Here is a 16,436-nt window from a genome sequence, read left to right as displayed (position 1 = left end):
CCGCGCTCACACCTCGTCCGCCTGCTGCCCGTGCGGCTCCGTAGGACTCGGGCCCAGGGCGACGGTACGGGCCCGGTGCCGGAGGCGGTACACGACTCCCCCGGCGCCGCCCAGCGCGGCGAGGGCGGCGAAGACCAGGGCTACGGGCCAGCCGTATCCGGCGCCGTCCGCGGAGTCCGTGCCGGCGGTGGCCAGGACGACGGGAGCGGCGTATGCCGGGGCGGGCGGAGGGGAAGGCTGAAGGCTCCCCACCGGGTCCACGTGCCCTGCGGCGGCGAATCCCCAGTCGAGCAGCGCGCGGGCCTCCTCGTAGACGGCGGACCCGCCGCCCTCCTGGGGGTTCATGACGGTCACCAGCAGGGTGCGGCCATCGCGGCGGGCCGCCGATACGAGGGTGTATCCGGCATTCGAGGTGTAGCCGTTCTTGATGCCGAGGATGCCGGGGTAGCGCCCGACGCCGTCCTCGCCGGTGAGCAGCCGGTTGGTGTTCTCGATGCCGTACGTCCAGACGGGCTTCCCGGCGCTGTCGGTATCGCCGGGGAACGGGGCGTCGGCCTGGGCCGCGTACCGGGAGAAGGCGGGGTCCTTGAGCCCCGCGCGGCCGAAGAGGGCGAGGTCGAAGGCGGAGGAGACCTGTCCCTCGGCGTCGTAGCCGTCCGGCGACACGACGCGGGTGTCCAGGGCTCCCACGGCGCGGGCCTTGGCCCGCATCTGCGCCGCCGTTTCCTCCCAGCCGCCGTTCATCGCGGCCAGGACGTGGACGGCGTCGTTTCCGGAGCTGAGGAAGACGCCCCTCCACAGGTCGGCGACCCGATAGGTGCGGCCGGGGTCGAGGCCGACGGTGCTGCTGCCCTCGCCCACGTTCTCGAGCTCGGCCTCCGTCACGGTGTGCACCCCGGCACCTTGCAGCCGGGGCAGGGCCGTGAGGGCGAAGAGCGTCTTGAGGGTGCTCGCCGGCGGCAAGGACCGGTGGGCATCGTGGGCGGCGAGGACCTCGCCCGTTCCGGCGTCGGCCACGAGCCAGGACAGGGCGGAGATGTGATCGGGCAGCTCGGGAGCCCCTTTGCCCGACCGCACGTGGGTTCCGGGGCTGTGCAACAGGGACGCCGCCGGCAGGGCGGCGGGCCGGGGAGGCACCGGGTCGGCTCGGCCCACCCCGCCGAGACCCGGTGCGAGGACGATGCCGACACCGGCGAGAACGGCCGTGCCGGGAAGGAGCCTGCGGACACGTGAACTGATGAACATTCAGTCAGGCTAGGAGCGGCGCGGCACCTGCGCAGCGCACCGTGGGCCGACCGGCCCATCAGCACCTCTCCGCAGGGGGCACCATCCGTGGGAAAGACCTGAACCGGTGCCGGGAATCAGGCCGCGACGAGCTCCCGCTCGCGGTCCGGCGTCTTGGCCTTGGGCTTCTTGTTCGGCAGCGACAGCCGGAAGACCTTGTGCCACGCGGAGAACACCTGCTTGGGCAGCGGCCCGGTGACGTACTCCAGCTCGTACTTCTCGAACAGCGCGCGCACCTTCACCGCGACCTCGGCGTACCGGTTGCTCGGCAGGTCCGGGAACAGGTGGTGCTCGATCTGGTGCGACAGGTTGCCGGTCATGAAGTGCATGGCCTTGCTGCCGCTGATGTTCGCCGAGCCCATCATCTGGCGCAGGTACCACTGGCCGCGCGTCTCGCCCCTGATCGACCGGCGCTCGAAGACCTGCACGCCCTCGGGGAAGTGCCCGCACATGATCACCGAGTGGGTCCAGATGTTGCGGACCAGGTTCGCGGTGAAGGTGGCGGCGAGCGTGGGGAGGAACGACGGGCCCGACAGCAGCGGGTGGATCACGTAGTCCTTGAGCACCTGCTTGCGGATCTTGCGGCCCACGGCCCTGGCCCGCGCGCGGAACTCCGGGTTCTTGCGGCGGCGCTTGCTCAGGTTCTTGCCGAGCTCCAGGTCGTACGCCGCGATGCCGTACTCGAAGAAGCAGGCGTTCAGGAAGTTCCACAGCGGCTGGCCGAGGTGGAACGGGTGCCACCGCTGGTCCTCGTCGACGCGCATGATGCCGTAGCCGAGGTCGTTGTCCTTGCCGATCACGTTGGTGTACGTGTGGTGCAGCTCGTTGTGCGAGTGCTTCCACTGCTCGGACGGGGAGACGTGATCCCATTCCCAGGTGGTGGAGTGGATCTTCGGATCCCGCATCCAGTCCCACTGGCCGTGCAGGATGTTGTGGCCGATCTCCATGTTGTCCATGATCTTCGCCACGGACAGGCCGGCTGTGCCGATCAGCCACGCGGGCGGGAAGATCGAGAACAGCAGCACGCCCCTGCTGACCAGCTCCAGCTTGCGCTGCGCCGAGATGACCTTGCGGATGTACGCGGCGTCCTTCTCCCCGCGGTCGGCGATCACCTCGTCGCGGATCGCGTCCAGCTCGCGCCCCAGCTGTTCGATCTGGTCCGCGGTCAGGTGGGCGGTGGGGTCGATGGCGGTCAAGGTGCTCCTACCGTTCGATGTCGCAAGGGCCCGCCGCGGCGGACACACAGGTCTGGATGAGGACGCCCGGCTCGGCCTCGGTGATCTCGCCGGTGCGCAGGTCGCGTACGGCGCCCGACTTGAGCGGCGTGACGCAGCCGAAGCAGATGCCCATGCGGCACCCGGAGGGCATGAGCACGCCCGCCTCCTCGCCGACGTCCAGCAACGGCGTGGCGCCGTCCGCGTCGACGGTCTTGCCGGTGGCGCTGAAGGTGACCTCGCCGCCGTCACCGGCGACGACGATCCCGGGGCGGAAGCGTTCGGTGTGCAGGCGCTCCTGGATGCCGTGCGCGGCCCAGTGCTCTTCGGCGGCGTCGAGCAGGCCCGCGGGCCCGCAGGCCCAGGTCTCGCGCTCGGCCCAGTCGGGCACGAGTGCGTCGAGGCGGGCGATGTCGAGGATGCCGTCCGTGTCGGTGTGCACCTCGGTGAGGCGCAGCTTCCCGGCCGCGACCAGGTCGTGCAGTTCGCTGCGGAAGATCACGTCTTGCGGCTGCGGCGCGCAGTGGATCATGACGACGTCGTCGAACGCGGTGTCGCGCAGCATGCCCATCACGGGCGTGATGCCGCTGCCGGCCGTCAGGTACAGCACTTTGGCGGGCTTGGCCTGCGGCAGCACGAAGTCGCCGGTCGGCTGGTCGAGCTGGATCAGCGTGCCCGGTTTCGCCTTGCGGACCAGGTGGTTGCTGACCTTGCCGTCCGGGATCGCCTTCACGGTGATCGTGACGCGGCCGTCCTCGCGGTGGGTCGGCGAGGTCACCGAGTAGGCACGCCACAGGCGCACCCCGTCGACGTCGACCCCGATCCGCACGTACTGACCGGCCGTGTGGCCGCGCCAGCCCCGTCCCGGCCTGATCACGATGGTCGCGGCGTCCCCCGTCTCGGGGTGCACGGCCTCGATGCGCCCCCGCAGGTCGGCGCCCGCACGCAACGGGCTGACCAGGTCGAGGTAGTCCGACGGCAGCAGCGGCGTCGTGACCATCTCCAGCAGTTTCCACGCCCTACTGCGGAGGGCTGCACTCGTCATGGCCCCAGCTTGATACGCCGCAGGGCGTAAAGTCCTATCCGAAGGACGTGAATCTGATCGACCAAATTGTTCGCTAGGAACAAAACATGAGCCATGCCATCCGGAGGGCCACCGAACTGGCCCTGGATGAGACGACGGTCACAGCACTTCGGGCCGTGCTGAAGACCACCGCCGACGAGGTCGTCCAGGCGATCATCGACGAGGTCCCGTCCTACGCCAACGCCCTGTCGGGCCGCATGGGCGCCACCATCCGCCGCTCCGTCCGCACCGCCCTGGGGCACTACCTGGACCTCGCCAGCGGGAACGCGACGGGCGGCGACGGCGACGACGCGGCTTACGAGCTGGGCCGCGGCGAAGTGCGCGACGGCCGTTCGATGGACGCCCTGCTCAGCGCCTACCGCGTCGGCGCCCGGGTGGCCTGGCGAGGCCTGGCAGCGGGCGCCGTGCCCGCAGGTCTGCCCGCCGCCGAGGTCGCCAAGTTCGCGGAGCTGACCTTCGCGTACATCGACGAGCTCTCGGCAGCGAGCGCCGCGGGCCACGCCGACGAACTGGCCGCCCGGGGCCGGGCCCACGAGCGGCACCTGGAACACCTGGCGCGTGACCTCCTCGCCAGCGCGAGCACGGACCTGCTGCTGGCCTCCGTCCAACGGGCCGGGTGGCAGCCTCCGGTTTCCCTGACCGCGGTCCTGCTGCCCGCCGCCCAGGCCCGGCCCGCCTACCGCACGCTCGACCCGAACACCCTCGTCCTCGACGATCTGCCGGATGCCACCGGTGTGCTGCTCGTGCCCGATGCCGACCGACCGCATCTCCTGCGGCAGCTGACCGACCGCACCGCCGTCGTCGGCCCGGCCCGGCCGTGGACCCGCGCGTCCGCCTCATACGCACGAGCCGTACGCGCGCGCTCCCTCTCCTCTGACATCCGCGACACCGAGGACCACCTGCCCGAGCTGGTGCTGAGCGCCGACGCGGACGCGTTCGCAGACCTGCGGGCCCGAGCCCTCGCACCGTTGCGGACCTTGCCCGCCGCGACCGGACGGCGGCTGGAGGAGACGTTGCGGGCGTGGCTCCTGCACCAGGGCAGGCGGGACGACGTGGCGGCGGCGTTGTTCGTCCATCCCCAGACGGTCCGGTACCGGATGGCGCAGCTGCGGGAGCTGTTCCCGGATCTCGCATCGCCGCAGCGGGTCCTCGAACTGACGCTGGCGGTCGGTCCTCGGGGCGTCGGCTGACGCGCAGCTCTACCGTCCACGCCCACGACGCCCGACGCCCGCGTCCGCGCCTGATGGCAGCGCCCGCGCCCGCGTCCGCGCCCGCGAGCAGGTTCCGAGAGGCGGGGCCGCGACCGGGTGCGTGCTCGCGTTCCCTAGGGTGAGCCCATGTCTGACACGCTGAGTTCGCGAAAGACGGCGTCCGCACTACGTGCGTCCGCTCGGGTCTGTGCCGAGTTGCTCCTGGTCTTCGTCATGACGGCTGTGGCCTTGTGGCTTCTGGGCCGGATGTGGTCGGTGATCTGGCCCCTGGTCGTGGCCCTGCTGCTCACCACGCTGACGTGGCCCCTGGTCGCGTTCCTGCGCCGGCGCGGGTGGCCGCCCGCCGTGGCCGCGTCCTCGGTGACCGTGCTGTTCCTCGTGGTCGCCGCAGGGGTCGTGGCCCTGATCGCCGTGCCGGTGGCGTCGCAGTCCGGAGAGCTGGGCGACGGCGTGGTCAAGGGGATCCAGCAGCTGCGCGGGTGGGCTGCCGGGCCGCCGCTGAACATCGGCGACGCCCAGATCACGGCGGCGTTCGACAGCGCCGTCGACCGGGTACAGCACAGCGTCGGCACCACGGTGTCCACGGTCGTCACGGGTGTGAGCACGGTCTTCAACGGTCTGGTCACCGCCGTCCTGGCGCTCTTCCTGATGTTCTTCTTCCTCAAGGACGGCCCGCGGTTCCTGCCCTGGCTCACCCGACAGCTCCCCGGCCGGCTCGCCACGGACGTGCCCGTCGTCGCCGAGCGCGGCTGGGAGACCCTCGGTTCGTTCGTGCGCTCCCAGGCCTTCGTCGGTCTGCTCGACGCCGTCTTCATCGGGCTGGGGCTGTGGATCGTCGGGGTTCCCCTGGTACTGCCGCTGGCGGTACTGACCTTCGTGTCCGCGTTCGTGCCGATCGTGGGTGCCTTGTTCGCCGGCCTGGTCGCCGTACTCATCGCACTGGTCTCGAACGGTCTGACGGACGCACTGATCGTGCTGGTCATCATCATCGTGGTGCAGCAGCTGGAGGGGAACGTCTTCCAGCCGATGATCCAGAGCCGCGGTCTCGGGCTGCACGCGGCGGTGGTCCTGCTGGCGGTGACCCTGGGCGGCAGTCTGGCCGGAGTGGTCGGCAGCCTGCTGGCGGTTCCGGCCGCGGCGCTGATCGGGGTCGTGTGGAGGTACCTGCGCGAGCAGCTCGTCGAGCCCACCGCCGAGCCGGAGGCCGGCCGGGCCCCCACCGGCGCCACCCCGGCCTGAGCCGGACCGGCCTGCGCAGCCGAGTCGAGCGGGGCCGCGGGTCTACGGGGTGGTGAGCTGCGGAAAGGTGAAGGTGTAGCCCTGCGCCTTGAGCCACGGCAGGTACTCCTTGAGCGCGGCGACCGTCTCGCTGCGGTCGCCGCCCCCGTCGTGGAAGAGCACCGTCGGCTGGGCGGGCAGGTTTCCCTCCACCGTGGCGACGATCGCCGGCAGGCCCGGCCTGCTCCAGTCCTTGGGGTCCACGCTCCAGCCCAGCGGCCGCATCCCGCTCCCGGCCGCTATCGCACGGCTGTCGGGGGTGAAGGCGCCGCCGGGAGCACGGTAGTAGCGGACGGCGACCCCCGGCACGGCCCGCTCGATCATGGACTTGCCGTCGAGGATCTGCTGCCGCTGGTAGGCGACGGGCTTGTGGTCCATGGTCACGTCGTGGTCGACCGAGTGGTCGCAGAGGCTGTGCCCCTCGGCGGCGACGGCGCGCACCAGGCCGGGATACTGCTGCGCGCGGGTTCCGATCATGCAGAAGGTGGCCTTGACCTGGTTCTGCCGCAGCACCTCGAGGACCTGGGGCGTCCAGCGCGGGTCCGGACCGTCGTCGATGGTGATGGCGATGTCGTGACCCGGGCCCTGCGCCAGCCGGGAGATCCCGAGCGGAACCCCGGCCGGGCCGTGGCCGCCCACGGCGGATGACCGGTCCCCGGCCGAAGTCACCGCGGGCCCGTCGGCCGGGGCGGCCCGGCCGGCCGGCGCCGCGAAGGCAGGTGTGCCGGCGGCCGCCGACAGCACGATGGCGGCGGCGGCCGCCACGGCGGATCCCGCCCGGAGACGGCTTGCGGAACTGCGGGTGATGCCCATGGAGCGCTCTTCCTTCGGACTCGGCCCCCCGGTCTCCCCTAGTGCTGTGACCGGAAAGGTTCACCGGGTCACAGCACTGGCTGCCGGTCCAGGCTAGGCCGTGCGCACCGGCACCGTCCTCCCCCGATCGGCCCATCCGGGGACCCGGCACGGGCGGGACGTAGGGCCTCGTGCGGCGCCCGCGCGCGGCTCGCGTTGCCGGGGACGCATGGTCGGCGTTGACTGGGTAGGCGGGGGGAGACTTTCCGGCGCTCGCCGGAAGGAGATCATCGAACCTCTGGGGAGGACGCCCCGTGACGCAGGACGCGCAGCAGACCCCGTACACGACGAACAACGTCGGAATCCCGGTGGAGAGCGACGAGCATTCCCTCACCGTGGGATCGGACGGCCCGATCCTCCTCCAGGACCACTACCTGATCGAGAAGATGGCCCAGTTCAACCGCGAACGGGTACCCGAACGGGTGGTGCACGCGAAGGGCGCCGGGGCGTACGGCGTCTTCCAGGTGACGAACGACGTCAGCGCCTTCACCAAGGCCGACGTCTTCCAGCCCGGGCGCCGCACGGAGATGCTGGCCCGCTTCTCGACCGTCGCGGGAGAGCAGGGCTCCCCGGACACCTGGCGGGACCCGCGCGGATTCGCGCTGAAGTTCTACACCGAGCACGGGAACTACGACCTGGTCGGCAACAACACCCCGGTCTTCTTCGTGCGCGACCCGAGCAAGTTCCAGGACTTCATCCGTTCGCAGAAGCGCCGCCCCGACAACGGGCTGCGCGACCACGACATGCAGTGGGACTTCTGGACCCTGTCGCCCGAGTCCGCGCACCAGGTCACGCTGCTGATGGGCGACCGCGGCATCCCCAAGAGCTACCGGCACATGAACGGCTACGGCTCCCACACCTTCCTGTGGGTCAACGGCGCCGGCGAGAAGCACTGGGTGAAGTACCACTTCCACACGGACCAGGGCATCGACTTCCTCACCCAGGCCGACGCCGACCGGATCGCCGGGGAGGACCCCGACTACCACCGCCGCGACCTCACCGACGCGATCGCCGGCGGCGAGCCCCCGAGCTGGACGCTGTTCGTGCAGGTGATGCCCTTCGAGGACGCACCCGGCTACCGGTTCAACCCGTTCGACCTGACCAAGGTGTGGCCGCACGCGGACTACCCGCTGATCGAGGTCGGGCGGATGACCCTCGACAAGAACCCCGACGACTACTTCGTCCACATCGAGCAGGCCGCCTTCGAGCCCTCGAACCTGGTGCCGGGCATCGGACCGTCGCCGGACAAGATGCTCCTCGGGCGGCTCTTCTCCTACCCCGACGCGCACCGCTACCGGGTCGGCCCGAACTACACCCAGCTGCCCCCGAACCGGGCGCGCTCGCTGGTGTCCTCGTACGCGAAGGACGGTGCGATGCGCTTCGAGGCCTCGAACGCGGCCCGCCCGTACGCGCCCAACTCCTACGGCGGCCCGGCCGCCGACACCGCCCGCTTCGGCGAGCCCGCGGGCTGGGCCTCGGCGGGCGAGATGGTCCGGGAGGCGTACGCGCTGCGCAGCCAGGACGACGACTGGGGCCAGCCGGGCACGCTGGTGCGCGAGGTGATGGACGACGCGGCGCGCGAGCGGCTCGTGTCCAACGTCGCCGGACACCTGGCGGACGGCGTCAGCAAGCCCGTCTTGGAACGGGCCCTGCAGTACTGGCGCTCCATCGACCAGGGCGTCGGCGACAAGATCGCCGCACACTTCTGAGCAGCACCCTTCCGCGCCGCACACGGCCGAGGGCCCGAACCCCGTGGGGTTCGGGCCCTCGGCCGTGTGTGGCGGCGTCCGGTGCGGTCAGCCGTTGACGACGGCCTTGCGGCGGCGGAGCCGGGTCCGGAGCCGGTCCAGCCGGGGGTGGCGGGCACGGCGGTCGTGGGCGTGGCGGTCCAGCTCCTCCAGGAGGCGCTCGGAGCGCTTCTCGACGCTCAGTTCGTCCAGGACGCGATCGGCCTCGGCAAGGAGCGCACCGTAGAGCTGCCATTCGGCGGGATGGCGGTCGATCTGGCCGGGCAGCAGGGCGGCCAGCCGGCCGCGGCTGGTCCGGGCGGTGTCGAGCTCCTCGATGAGCCTGCCCTCGGCCTCCTCGGCGTTGGAGGTCACCTGGGCCGTGATCAGTTGCGCGAAGGACTCGACGGCCGCGGCGGTGTGCCCGTACAGGTCCCGCAGCGCGGCGGCCACCGGTGGGGGGAAGGCCGGTTCGTCGCCTCGCGCCTTGGCGAGGTCGGTGAGCGTACGGCAGGACACGCGCAACACCACCGCGCAGATCTCCAGGGTGTCGAGGCCGGTGCGCAGGACGAGGCGGAAGAGGACGCCTTCGCGCACGCGGGGGTTCAGGCGCAGGCTGTCCTCGGCCTGCCGCAGGGCGGCGTCGACCTCGGAGATGTCGCCGTCGAGCCGGCGGGCCTCGTGCAGCCGGGCCGCCGCCTTCTCCACCGTGGTGGCGTCCCCGGACTCGCTGCCGATGTGCACGAGCAGTGTCCCGATGCGGGCGGCGAGGTCGGTGATCGCGTCACTGGCCGGCCGGATCCAGACGGGCGGTACGAACAGGATGTTGAAGCCCAGGCCCACCGCGGCGCCGATCAGGGTCTCCAGGACCCGGTCCCAGGCGGTGTCCGCGACCTGGGTCACCCCGAGGACGAGCATGGCGCTGATGGCCACTTCGGGGACGAACTCCCCCGCCCGCACGACACGTCCCACGACGAGCGAGGCGAGGATGATCAGACCGAGGCTCCACCAGGTCAGACCGACCAGGGCGCTGAACCCGATCGCTATCAGGACCCCGGCGACGACGGCGTTGACGCGCCGGACGCCGGTGGTGAGCGTCGAGTAGAGCGTCACCTGAACCACGAGCAGCGCCGTCAGCGGCGCGGTGAGGGGCGCCGGTTCGCTGCTCAGGCGCAGGGCGACGACGTAGGAGACGACGGCCGCCGCGGTCGAGCGGACGGCCTGGACGACGGCGGGCTCCCGGTGCCGTCGGACGAGTTTCAGAATGGGGGCGAGTGCGTCTGACATGTACGGCCCCTGCCCCCGCATCCGGGAAACATCACCGCGGAGCGGACGTCCGTCCCCGGCCCTTCACCGGCCCTTTACCGGAGCCGGGGGCGCCCCGTCGGTCACGGCGGGCCCGCGACCGCCCCTACCGGTCACGGTCGTCGGGGGGCCGGTGGGCCCAGGGGTGCCGCAGCCGGATCCAGACGTCCCGGGCCTGGCGTCCGGCCGCGGTGCGACTGTGTGCCACGAGGCGCTCCGCCTCGCCCGACGTCTCGACCATGGGTCCGGAGCCGCGCAGGGGTTTGCCCGCCGTCTCGTGCAGGAAGAGCGTCGAGACGAATCCGATCACCCCGGCGACCATCAGGTAGTAGGCCGGGACCATGTCGTTGCCCGTGGCCTCGACGAGCGCCGAGGTGAACAGCGGGGTCGTGCCGCCGAACAGCGAGACGGAGATGTTGAACGCGATGGACAGGGCCCCGTACCGCAGGCGGGTGGGAAAGAGCGCCGGGAGCGTGGAGGCCGCCGTGCCGGCGAAGCAGACGAGCAGCAGGCCCAGGATGGCGCAGCCGATGGCGGGCAGCAGGATGCCGCCCTCGCGGATGAGCAGGAACGCCGGTACGGCGAGCACGACCAGGGCGATGCTGCCGGTGAGGAACACCGGTCTGCGGCCCCAGCGGTCCGAGGTGTGTCCCACCGCGGTGATGGTGAGCACCACGAGCAGCATGGTGGCCAGCACGAGGAGCTGGGCGGTCGTGTCGTTCTCGCCCAGGGTGACGGTCATGTAGGTCGGCAGGTACGAGGTCACCATGTAGTTGGTGACGTTGTAGAGGAGCACCAGTCCCATGCAGATGAGGACGGCCTGCCAGTGCTGGGTGAAGATCTCCTTGATGCGTCCCTTGCCGGACTCGCGGGCAGCCTCGGCGGGGTCCGCGTCGTCCCCGGCCTCCGCCGCCGCGTAGGCGGCCTCCTTCTTGAAGGCGGGGGTCTCCTCCAGCTTGAGGCGCATGTAGAGGCCGATCAGGCCGAGGGGGCCTGCCACGAAGAAGGGGATGCGCCAGCCCCAGTGCTCCAGGCCGTCCGTGCCGAGGGTCAGGGTCAGGACCGTGACCAGGCCCGAACCCAGCGCGTAGCCCACGAAGGTGCCGAAGTCGAGCCAGCTGCCGAGGAAGCCGCGCCGCCGGTCCGGGGCGTACTCGGCGATGTACGTGGTGGCGCCCGCGTACTCGCCGCCGGTCGAGAAGCCCTGGACGAGGCGGCACAGGAGGAGGAGCAGCGGGGCGAGGAAGCCGACCGAGGCGTACGTGGGCAGGAAGCCGACCGCGAAGGTACTGGCCGCCATCATGATCATGGTGGCGGCCAGTACCTTCTGCCGGCCGATGCGGTCGCCGAGGGGTCCGAAGACCAGACCGCCGAGCGGACGGACGAGGAACGCCGCGGCGAACGTGGCGAACGTGGAGACGACCTGGGCTCCGGGAGAGCTGGACGGGAAGAAGACCTTGCCCATCGTTCCCGCGAGGTAGGCGTACACGCCGAAGTCGAACCACTCCATGGTGTTGCCCAGGGCGGCAGCCGTGACGGCGCGCCGGACCTGCGGCCGGTCGGCGACGGTCACGTCCTCGCTGCTGAGGGTCTTCTTCCGGCGCCGCAGAAGGGTGCGGAGCATCCGGTCGGTCGCCGGGTGGCCGCTGCGGGGCGGCCTGTTGCCCGGTCCGGGCCCGGGCCCGGATCCGGATCCGCCTGCCGGTCCTGCCATGCGCTGGGCCTCCTGGCTGGTCGCCGTTCCCGCCTCGTCACCGGTCTTCGATTCTGTGCGCCCCGTCGCGGGGGCGCCCGTCGGGAGGGCCCGCCGGAGTGAAGGGCGCGAGCCGCCATCGGGCCGAGGGTGCGCCGGCGGTTCCCGGGGCGGCCCTCCCCCACGGGCACGCGGCCGGGCTCTGCCGCGGTCAAAACGCTGCGCCCGGCGGGAATCAATATCTGCCACCGCGACCTGAGAATTTAACGGATCCAGCGGGGAGAGTTTCTCCCGCAACGCGGCCGACGGAAATATGCACCACACAAGGTCCGCTGCAGCGTGCTACTGTCGATCTCGGTTGCAGTTTTGGTACCCAAGAACTTCAAGCGCCTCCAGTCGGAATCCGTTCCGCTGGAAGCGCTTTGTATTTCCCGGTCTTTTGCCGGGCGGGGCATCATCGCGGCGACACGGCGTCCGCACAGTGCAGTCGCCGATGTATTGCCCCAAAGGAGATATGACATGGCTGCTGGTACCGTCAAGTGGTTCAACGCGGAAAAGGGCTTCGGCTTCATCGAGCAGGACGGTGGCGGTCCTGACGTGTTCGCCCACTACTCGAACATCGCCGCCCAGGGCTTCCGCGAGCTGAACGAGGGCCAGAAGGTCACCTTCGACATCGCGCAGGGCCAGAAGGGCCCGACGGCCGAGAACATCGTTCCCGCCTAAGCACTGACACGCATGGTGCAGCTGGGGCCCGCATCCCTCGGGGTGCGGGCCCCAGCTGCACGCATTTCCCGCGGTGGGTTCACCCGCGGTATCGATCATGGAGACACTCGGCCGACCGGCTCTCTCGGAGCCGAACCCGAGTGGATTGTTTCTGGTTTGTCGCGCCCGTATGGCGCCACCCTTTTCAGCGTCTGAGCCCGTACAGATTTCCTGTCCGCCAGATCTGCTTCCGCATTTCCATTCGGCCCGTTCTCGCAATTCCCTGCGCCGCTCCTACGCTGCGGGAATTCCTTGATACGTGCCGTATCAAGGAAGGTTCCGCATGAACCCCACCCGTACGAACGAGCGCTCCTCCCGTACCCGCAGCCGCACCGGCGGCCCCGCTTTCGGCACCGGCTCGGGCTCCGGTTCGGGCCGGGGCAGCCGCTTCGGCTCATCGGCCCCGAGCCGCTCCGGAGCCCCGAGCCGCTCGGGCGGCTACGGTCGCCGGCCCGCCGCGATCCAGGGCGAATTCGCCCCGCCGAAGACGATCACCCCCGCGCTGCCCGCCGTCGAGGCCTTCGCCGACCTGGCGATGCCGTCCCAGCTGCTCGCCACGCTCACCCGCGAGGGCATGGCCACCCCGTTCCCGATCCAGGCCGCCACACTCCCCAACACCCTCGCGGGCCGCGACGTCCTGGGCCGCGGCCGCACCGGCTCCGGCAAGACCCTGGCATTCGGCCTCGCCCTGCTGGCCCGCACCGCCGGGCAGCAGGCCGAGTCGGGTCAGCCGCTCGCACTGGTCCTCGTACCCACCCGTGAGCTCGCCCAGCAGGTCACGGCAGCCCTCACCCCCTACGCCCGGGCGGTCAAGCTGCGCCTGGCCACCGTCGTCGGCGGCATGCCCATCTACCGGCAGGCACAGGCGCTGCGCGCCGGAGCCGAAGTGGTCGTCGCCACCCCGGGCCGGCTCAAGGACCTCATCGACCGGGGTGACTGCCGGCTGAACCAGGTCGCCATCACCGTCCTCGACGAGGCCGACCAGATGGCCGACATGGGCTTCATGCCCCAGGTCACCGCGCTCCTGGACCAGGTGCGTCCCGAGGGCCAGCGGATGCTGTTCTCCGCCACCCTGGACCGCAACGTCGACCTGCTGGTGCGCCGCTACCTGACCGACCCCGTCGTGCACTCCGTCGACCCCTCGCAGGGCGCGGTGACCACGATGGAACACCACGTCCTGCACGTGCACGGCGCCGACAAGCAGCGGACGACGACGGAGATCGCCGCCCGCGACGGCCGCGTGATCATGTTCCTCGACACCAAGCACGCCGTGGACCGCCTCACCCAGGACCTCCTCGACAACGGCGTCCGCGCCGCCGCCCTGCACGGCGGCAAGTCCCAGCCGCAACGGACCCGGACCCTGGCCCAGTTCAAGACCGGACACGTCACCGTCCTGGTCGCCACGAACGTCGCCGCCCGCGGCATCCACGTAGACAACCTCGACCTCGTCGTCAACGTGGACCCGCCGACCGACCCCAAGGACTACCTCCACCGCGGCGGCCGCACCGCCCGCGCCGGCGAGTCCGGCAGCGTCGTCACCCTGGTCACCCCCAACCAGCGCCGCGACATGACCCGCCTCATGCAGGCCGCGGGCATCACCCCGCAGACCACCCAGGTCCGCTCCGGCGACGAGGTCCTCACCCGGATCACCGGCGCCCAGGCACCCTCCGGCATCCCCGTCACCATCACCGCACCCGTGTCCGAGCGGCCCAAGCGCAGCACGGCCTCCCGTGGCCGGCGCGGGCCCGCCTCCGCCGCACGGCGCGCGAACGCGCGTCAGGTCGCATTCGACGCGGCCGCCTGAGAAGCCACGTGATCCGCACACTGACCCATCTCTGCAGGAGGAACCTCTTGACCCTGGTCCAGATGCAGCGCCGCTCCACGAACGCCGAACCGGCGCACGGCACGGTGGACCACGCCATGGAGGCGGCCGGGGCCGGGGCCGAGCACGCGAGGGGCTACCGCAAGGTCACCGCCCTGCCCGTCGTCGATGGACAAGGCAGCGCTCCGGGCATCCTCGCCCTCGCCCGCTGAACCACCTCACCGCGGTCGGCCACCTCACCGTGGTCGGACCGTTCCCCTCTTCGCCTTGTGAGGCAACATGCGCTGTGTCATCGCCCGCTTCCCGTTCGACCTGACCAAGAGCGGCGTCCTGGAGACGATGAAGGGCATCAAGCCCGAAGAGGTCACCGGCGACTCCGTGATCATCGGCCGCCGCACCTACCCCGTCAAGCAGGTCGGGCAGGTGATCACCCGCCAGGACCGCCGCGACTTCAGTGCCGGCGAAGTCCTCCGGGCGATGACCCAGCTCGGCTTCACCTGCCGCGGCGCCCTTCCCCGGCCCGCCCTGGCCACGCGCGTGCTCAGCCCGCTCCAGCGGGCCTCCGCGATGCTCGGCACCCCCGTGACCGCCTGACCGCTGAGCCCGGCGCACGCCGCCACCCGCACAGCGAAGAGGGGCCCGACCGGCACGCGCCGCTCGGGCCCTTCCGCGTACGTACGGTCGGCGGAAGCGTGAGGATCACGGTGCCGGCCCGTCTCCGGTCGGCCCGTCTCCGGCCGGCCCGTCTCCGGTCGGGCCGATCACCCTGTCGTTGGGACGGGCCCCGCGGCCCTCGTGGTGCAATGGGGGCCTGTCCGGTGCCGCCTCGGCGCGGATCGTGCATCCGGGACGAAATCCCCGGGCGGCATTGAACTGGAGGGGCCACTGTGACCGCAGGAGAGCCGGGCGGCGGGCGGACGTCCCGCCCTGCCGCGAGCGCGAGCCGCCGCGGTGAGCCGATGACCCTGGCGGGGGCGCTGGAGGCTGCGGAGGCCGCCGCTCCGGTGGAGTCGCTGGACGTGGTCGCGCGCATGCTCAAGGAGCACCTTCAGGCGGCGGCCGTGTCGTTCCTGATCACCGACTTCACGGGCAGTTCCGTCGTACGTCTGGGAACCGCCGACAGCATCGACACCGACGAGCCGCCCCGGCGGATCCTGCTGCGCGGCACCCTGTACGAGGACGTCATCCGCACCCAGCAGCCGCAGGTCGAACGCCGGGGCGAGGGTCAGGACGTCCGTGTGGTCGCCCCGGTCACCAACCGCGGCGACGCCATCGGACTCCTCGAACTGTTCCTGCCCGCCGAGCCGGGCCCCGACGCGATGCGGGAGATCGGCGAGACCGCGCACGCGCTGGCCTACATCGTCATCGCGAACCGGTCCCACACCGATGTGTACCAGTGGGGCCGGCGCACCAAGCCGCTGAACCTGGCCGCCGAGATCCAGCACCGTCTGCTTCCCGCCTCCCTGGCGTGCGAGGCCGCGCAGTTCGCGGTCGCCGGCGCCCTGGAGCCCGCCGAGCATGTCGGAGGCGACACCTTCGACTACGTCATCGACCGTGACACCGTCCAGCTGTCGGTGACCGACGCCATGGGCCACGACGTGGACGCCGCACTGCTCGCCACCCTGGTGGTGGGCGCCCTGCGACGGGCCCGGCGGGAAGGCGCCGACCTCGCCGAACAAGCCCGCCAAGCCGACCGGGCCATGCGCGAACACGCCCGCAGCGGCTTCGTCACCGGCCAGCTGCTGCGCATCAGTCTCCTCGACGGCAGTACCGAGTTCGTCAATGCCGGACACCCTTGGCCGCTGCGCATGCGCGCGGGAAAGGTCGAGGAGTTCGTTCCGCGGGTCGACCGGGCGTTCGGCCTCAACATCCGTCCGTCCGAGCCCAACACCTACCGTGTGCAGAGCCTGGATCTGCGGCCCGGTGACCGGCTGATCATGCTCACCGACGGCATGCTGGAGCGGCACGCCGAGAACCTCGGCCTCGCGGAGCTCGTCGTCCGGACCCGCGAGCTGCATCCCCGCGAAGCCGCCCGCACCCTCATCAAAGCGGTCGTCGACGCCGCCGACGGGCACCTCGACGACGACGCGACGGTCATGTGCCTGGACTGGCACGGCGTCCACCACTCCGAGCGCGACGCCGCCCACGGCGCCGATCTCACCGACGCCTCACCACCGGCACGTACGTGACCCGCCCGGCACCGG

At 71.3% G+C, this 16,436-nt stretch carries 14 protein-coding genes; 8 read left to right on the top strand and 6 right to left on the bottom strand.

From position 1 onward, the window contains the following. Nucleotides 1–6 precede the first annotated feature (6 nt). From ACIA8F_RS11940 to ACIA8F_RS11930, 3 genes are all read right to left on the bottom strand, one after another. Nucleotides 7–1,245: a D-alanyl-D-alanine carboxypeptidase family protein gene (locus tag ACIA8F_RS11940; protein ID WP_399378160.1), complete on the bottom strand. Its 1,239-nt coding sequence runs from the start codon at nucleotides 1,243–1,245 to the stop codon at nucleotides 7–9. 116 nt (nucleotides 1,246–1,361) lie between these two features. Beyond that, nucleotides 1,362–2,480, bottom strand: a complete 1,119-nt coding sequence (locus ACIA8F_RS11935) for a fatty acid desaturase family protein (protein ID WP_399378159.1) — start codon at nucleotides 2,478–2,480, stop codon at nucleotides 1,362–1,364. Between the two features lie 7 nt (nucleotides 2,481–2,487). Continuing rightward, on the bottom strand, nucleotides 2,488–3,498 hold the full coding sequence (locus ACIA8F_RS11930; protein WP_399378290.1) for a ferredoxin reductase: 1,011 nt from the start codon (nucleotides 3,496–3,498) through the stop codon (nucleotides 2,488–2,490). 131 nt (nucleotides 3,499–3,629) lie between these two features. Between ACIA8F_RS11930 and ACIA8F_RS11925 the strand changes: the two genes are divergently transcribed. Together ACIA8F_RS11925 and ACIA8F_RS11920 are read left to right on the top strand one after the other, a co-directional pair. Then, on the top strand, nucleotides 3,630–4,772 hold the full coding sequence (locus ACIA8F_RS11925) for a PucR family transcriptional regulator (RefSeq protein WP_399378158.1): 1,143 nt from the start codon (nucleotides 3,630–3,632) through the stop codon (nucleotides 4,770–4,772). A 147-nt stretch (nucleotides 4,773–4,919) separates the two neighbouring features. Further along, nucleotides 4,920–6,032 (top strand): AI-2E family transporter, encoded by a 1,113-nt coding sequence (locus tag ACIA8F_RS11920; RefSeq protein WP_399378157.1) that lies wholly within the window; start codon nucleotides 4,920–4,922, stop codon nucleotides 6,030–6,032. A gap of 42 nt (nucleotides 6,033–6,074) precedes the next feature. On the opposite strand, the gene ACIA8F_RS11915 is transcribed toward ACIA8F_RS11920, so the two are convergent. Next, entirely contained in the window at nucleotides 6,075–6,884 is an 810-nt protein-coding gene (locus tag ACIA8F_RS11915; RefSeq protein WP_399378156.1) for a polysaccharide deacetylase family protein, read from the bottom strand. Between the two features lie 293 nt (nucleotides 6,885–7,177). Here ACIA8F_RS11915 and ACIA8F_RS11910 point away from each other — a divergent pair, with 293 nt between their 5' ends. Continuing rightward, a complete protein-coding gene (locus tag ACIA8F_RS11910) occupies nucleotides 7,178–8,632 on the top strand; it encodes a catalase (RefSeq protein ID WP_399378155.1) in 1,455 nt (484 codons plus the stop codon). A gap of 87 nt (nucleotides 8,633–8,719) precedes the next feature. Here the strand turns inward: ACIA8F_RS11910 and ACIA8F_RS11905 are convergent, their stop codons facing one another. Both ACIA8F_RS11905 and proP read right to left on the bottom strand, forming a co-directional pair. Further along, entirely contained in the window at nucleotides 8,720–9,937 is a 1,218-nt protein-coding gene (locus ACIA8F_RS11905) for an aromatic acid exporter family protein (protein WP_399378154.1), read from the bottom strand. Nucleotides 9,938–10,061: 124 nt separating this feature from the next. Continuing rightward, entirely contained in the window at nucleotides 10,062–11,579 is a 1,518-nt protein-coding gene (gene proP, locus ACIA8F_RS11900) for a glycine betaine/L-proline transporter ProP (protein WP_399378289.1), read from the bottom strand. 588 nt (nucleotides 11,580–12,167) lie between these two features. On the opposite strand from proP, the gene ACIA8F_RS11895 reads away from it, so the two are divergent. The 5 genes from ACIA8F_RS11895 (at nucleotide 12,168) to ACIA8F_RS11875 (ending at nucleotide 16,421) form a co-directional block, all read left to right on the top strand. After that, entirely contained in the window at nucleotides 12,168–12,371 is a 204-nt protein-coding gene (locus ACIA8F_RS11895; RefSeq protein ID WP_112446604.1) for a cold-shock protein, read from the top strand. 322 nt (nucleotides 12,372–12,693) lie between these two features. After that, nucleotides 12,694–14,214 (top strand): DEAD/DEAH box helicase, encoded by a 1,521-nt coding sequence (locus tag ACIA8F_RS11890; protein ID WP_399378153.1) that lies wholly within the window; start codon nucleotides 12,694–12,696, stop codon nucleotides 14,212–14,214. Between the two features lie 47 nt (nucleotides 14,215–14,261). Further along, nucleotides 14,262–14,444: a hypothetical protein gene (locus ACIA8F_RS11885; RefSeq protein WP_399378152.1), complete on the top strand. Its 183-nt coding sequence runs from the start codon at nucleotides 14,262–14,264 to the stop codon at nucleotides 14,442–14,444. A 67-nt stretch (nucleotides 14,445–14,511) separates the two neighbouring features. Continuing rightward, nucleotides 14,512–14,826, top strand: a complete 315-nt coding sequence (locus ACIA8F_RS11880) for an SCO5918 family protein (RefSeq protein ID WP_399378151.1) — start codon at nucleotides 14,512–14,514, stop codon at nucleotides 14,824–14,826. 365 nt (nucleotides 14,827–15,191) lie between these two features. After that, nucleotides 15,192–16,421: a PP2C family protein-serine/threonine phosphatase gene (locus ACIA8F_RS11875; RefSeq protein ID WP_399378150.1), complete on the top strand. Its 1,230-nt coding sequence runs from the start codon at nucleotides 15,192–15,194 to the stop codon at nucleotides 16,419–16,421. Nucleotides 16,422–16,436 lie beyond the last annotated feature (15 nt).

Source organism: Streptomyces sp. NPDC051563, from assembly GCF_044454225.1.
In the GTDB taxonomy this organism is placed as follows: domain Bacteria; phylum Actinomycetota; class Actinomycetes; order Streptomycetales; family Streptomycetaceae; genus Streptomyces.
The sequence above is the reverse complement of the archived record's forward strand: the minus strand, read 5'-3'. Positions and strand labels throughout refer to the sequence as shown.

Coding starts and splice junctions, on each gene's coding strand:
- ACIA8F_RS11940 (WP_399378160.1), bottom strand. CDS start 1,245: ATGTTCATCAGTTCACGTGTCCGCAGGCTCCTTCCCGGCACGGCCGTT.
- ACIA8F_RS11930 (WP_399378290.1), bottom strand. CDS start 3,498: ATGGTCACGACGCCGCTGCTGCCGTCGGACTACCTCGACCTGGTCAGC.
- ACIA8F_RS11925 (WP_399378158.1), top strand. CDS start 3,630: ATGAGCCATGCCATCCGGAGGGCCACCGAACTGGCCCTGGATGAGACG.
- ACIA8F_RS11920 (WP_399378157.1), top strand. CDS start 4,920: ATGTCTGACACGCTGAGTTCGCGAAAGACGGCGTCCGCACTACGTGCG.
- ACIA8F_RS11915 (WP_399378156.1), bottom strand. CDS start 6,884: ATGGGCATCACCCGCAGTTCCGCAAGCCGTCTCCGGGCGGGATCCGCC.
- ACIA8F_RS11905 (WP_399378154.1), bottom strand. CDS start 9,937: ATGTCAGACGCACTCGCCCCCATTCTGAAACTCGTCCGACGGCACCGG.
- proP (WP_399378289.1), bottom strand. CDS start 11,579: ATGCTCCGCACCCTTCTGCGGCGCCGGAAGAAGACCCTCAGCAGCGAG.
- ACIA8F_RS11895 (WP_112446604.1), top strand. CDS start 12,168: ATGGCTGCTGGTACCGTCAAGTGGTTCAACGCGGAAAAGGGCTTCGGC.
- ACIA8F_RS11890 (WP_399378153.1), top strand. CDS start 12,694: ATGAACCCCACCCGTACGAACGAGCGCTCCTCCCGTACCCGCAGCCGC.
- ACIA8F_RS11880 (WP_399378151.1), top strand. CDS start 14,512: ATGCGCTGTGTCATCGCCCGCTTCCCGTTCGACCTGACCAAGAGCGGC.
- ACIA8F_RS11875 (WP_399378150.1), top strand. CDS start 15,192: ATGACCCTGGCGGGGGCGCTGGAGGCTGCGGAGGCCGCCGCTCCGGTG.